Consider the following 3,192-nt stretch of genomic DNA (forward strand, 5'->3'; position numbering starts at 1 on the left):
GGGTTCTTGGCTTCAGGGCATAAAAAAACCTCTAACATATATATGTTAGAGGTTTAGAAGAAAGGCAACGACTTACTCTCCCACCCAGGGGCAGTACCATCAGCGCTGATAGGTTTAACTTCTCTGTTCGGGATGGGAAGAGGTGAGACCTATCGCTATAATCACCTTAAGCTTGTCAAGTTATCATAGATAACCTGTAAAGGTTGACATATTAAAATAATGATATTGTTAAACATTGCAAAAAAAAGTTCTGCCGCTCTCCCGAAGGAGAGCGAACTTACATAAGCTATATGGGTTATTAGTACTACTTGGCTATGACATTACTGCCTTTACACCTATAGCCTATCAACGTGGTAGTCTTCCACGACCCTTAAAAGAAATCTCATCTTGTGGTGGGTTTCGCGCTTATATGCTTTCAGCGCTTATCCCTTCCCGACGTAGCTACTCAGCGATGCCACTGGCGTGACAACTGATACACTAGAGGTCAGTCCAATTCGGTCCTCTCGTACTAGAATCAGATCCACTCAAATTTCTAACGCCCACTATAGATAGAGACCGAACTGTCTCACGACGTTCTGAACCCAGCTCGCGTGCCACTTTAATGGGCGAACAGCCCAACCCTTGGGACCTTCTCCAGCCCCAGGATGTGACGAGCCGACATCGAGGTGCCAAACCCCCCCGTCGATATGAGCTCTTGGGGGAGATCAGCCTGTTATCCCCGGAGTACCTTTTATCCTTTGAGCGATGGCCCTTCCATGCGGAACCACCGGATCACTATGCTCTTGTTTCCAACCTGATCGACGTGTTTGTCTCTCAGTCAAGCACCCTTATGCCATTGCACTCTACGCACGATTACCAACCGTGCTGAGGGTACCTTTAGAAGCCTCCGTTACTCTTTTGGAGGCGACCACCCCAGTCAAACTACCCACCAAGCACTGTCCTCCCATAAGGGAGTTAGGCTTCAAATAAGCAAAGGGTGGTATTTCAACGGCGACTCCACAACGCCTAGCGACGCTGCTTCGAAGTCTCCCACCTATCCTACACATTACTTATCCAAAGTCAATACTAAGCTATAGTAAAGGTTCACGGGGTCTTTTCGTCCCATAGCGGGTAATCGGCATCTTCACCGATACTTCAATTTCACCGAGCTCATGGCTGAGACAGTATCCAGATCGTTGCACCATTCGTGCAGGTCGGAACTTACCCGACAAGGAATTTCGCTACCTTAGGACCGTTATAGTTACGGCCGCCGTTTACTGGGGCTTCATTTCAATGCTTCGCCGAAGCTAACATCTCCACTTAACCTTCCAGCACCGGGCAGGTGTCAGGCCTTATACGTCATCTTTCAATTTAGCAAAGCCCTATGTTTTTGATAAACAGTCGCCTGGATCTTTTCACTGCGGCCCCCACAATTAAGTGGGGGCGACTCTTCTCCCGAAGTTACGAGTCTATTTTGCCTAGTTCCTTAGCCATGAATCTCTCGAGCACCTTAGAATTCTCATCCCAACTACCTGTGTCGGTTTAGGGTACGGGTACTTATTATCTGAAGTTTAGAGGTTTTTCTTGGAAGCCCTTAGCCACATTATCCACTCCACCGAAGCTTCGTGGTACTATCCCAATTCAGCAAGACGTGCGCATTTAACTACACATCCTATACCTACTTGGTTCAACGTACTATTCCGTCAGTACGCAGTGGGTTCATTACTTCGTCACCCCATCACAATAATAAGTAGTACGGGAATATTAACCCGTTGTCCATCGACTACCCCTTTCGGGTTCGCCTTAGGTCCCGACTAACCCTCAGCTGATTAGCATCGCTGAGGAAACCTTAGTCTTTCGGTGTGCGGGTTTCTCACCCGCATTATCGTTACTTATGCCTACATTTTCTTTTGTAATCACTCCAGCATACCTTACAGTACACCTTCTACGCTGATTACAATGCTCCCCTACCACTCACAACTAATGTTGTAAATCCATAGCTTCGGTAATATACTTATGCCCGATTATTATCCATGCTCGATCGCTCGACTAGTGAGCTGTTACGCACTCTTTAAATGAATGGCTGCTTCCAAGCCAACATCCTAGCTGTCAATGCAATCAAACCTCGTTAGTTCAACTTAGTATATATTTGGGGACCTTAGCTGATGGTCTGGGTTCTTTCCCTCTCGGACATGGACCTTAGCACCCATGCCCTCACTGCTGTGTATCATTTTATAGCATTCGGAGTTTGTCAGGAATTGGTAGGCGGTGAAGCCCCCGCATCCAATCAGTAGCTCTACCTCTATAAAACTGTGCACAACGCTGCACCTAAATGCATTTCGGGGAGTACGAGCTATTTCCGAGTTTGATTGGCCTTTCACCCCTACCCACAGGTCATCCAAAGACTTTTCAACGTCAACTGGTTCGGTCCTCCACTGTGTGTTACCACAGCTTCAACCTGCCCATGGGTAGATCACTCGGTTTCGCGTCTACTACACCTAACTAAATCGCCCTATTCAGACTCGCTTTCGCTACGGCTCCATGACTTAATCATTTAACCTTGCTAGATAAAGTAACTCGTAGGCTCATTATGCAAAAGGCACGCCGTCACAGATCAAGTCTGCTCCGACCGCTTGTAAGCGCACGGTTTCAGGTTCTATTTCACTCCCTTACTTAGGGTTCTTTTCACCTTTCCCTCACGGTACTAGTTCACTATCGGTCTCTCAGGAGTATTTAGCCTTAGCGGATGGTCCCGCTTGATTCATACAGGGTTTCACGTGCCCCGCACTACTCAGGATACCACTATCAATAACTTCTCTTACTTATACGGGACTATCACCCTCTTTGGTCTGTCTTTCCAAACAGTTCTAATTTAATTAGCATCGAATATCGTGGTCCTACAACCCCAGTATTGCCGTAACAATACTGGTTTGGGCTAGTCCGCGTTCGCTCGCCGCTACTTACGGAATCACTTTTGTTTTCTCTTCCTCCGGTTACTTAGATGTTTCAGTTCGCCGGGTTTGCTCCTCTTGCGAGGTGACATGTCTTCAACATGCCGGGTTGCCCCATTCGGATATCTGCGGATCAATTCATATGTGCCAATCCCCGCAGCTTTTCGCAGCTTATCACGTCCTTCTTCGCCTCTGAGAGCCTAGGCATCCGCCATGCGCCCTTACTTTAGCTTATTGTACTTTTTGCGATAAAATCAACCTG

At 47.3% G+C, this 3,192-nt stretch carries 2 rRNA genes; both read right to left on the bottom strand.

Features of this window, described 5'->3' with window-relative positions:
* Nucleotides 1–59 precede the first annotated feature (59 nt).
* Nucleotides 60–169 (bottom strand): 5S ribosomal RNA (gene rrf / locus QWY87_RS11655).
* A 110-nt stretch (nt 170–279) separates the two neighbouring features.
* Nucleotides 280–3,165 (bottom strand): 23S ribosomal RNA (locus QWY87_RS11660).
* Nucleotides 3,166–3,192 lie beyond the last annotated feature (27 nt).

The sequence above is a fragment of the Lutimonas halocynthiae genome (assembly GCF_030409835.1).
GTDB lineage: Bacteria > Bacteroidota > Bacteroidia > Flavobacteriales > Flavobacteriaceae > Lutimonas > Lutimonas halocynthiae.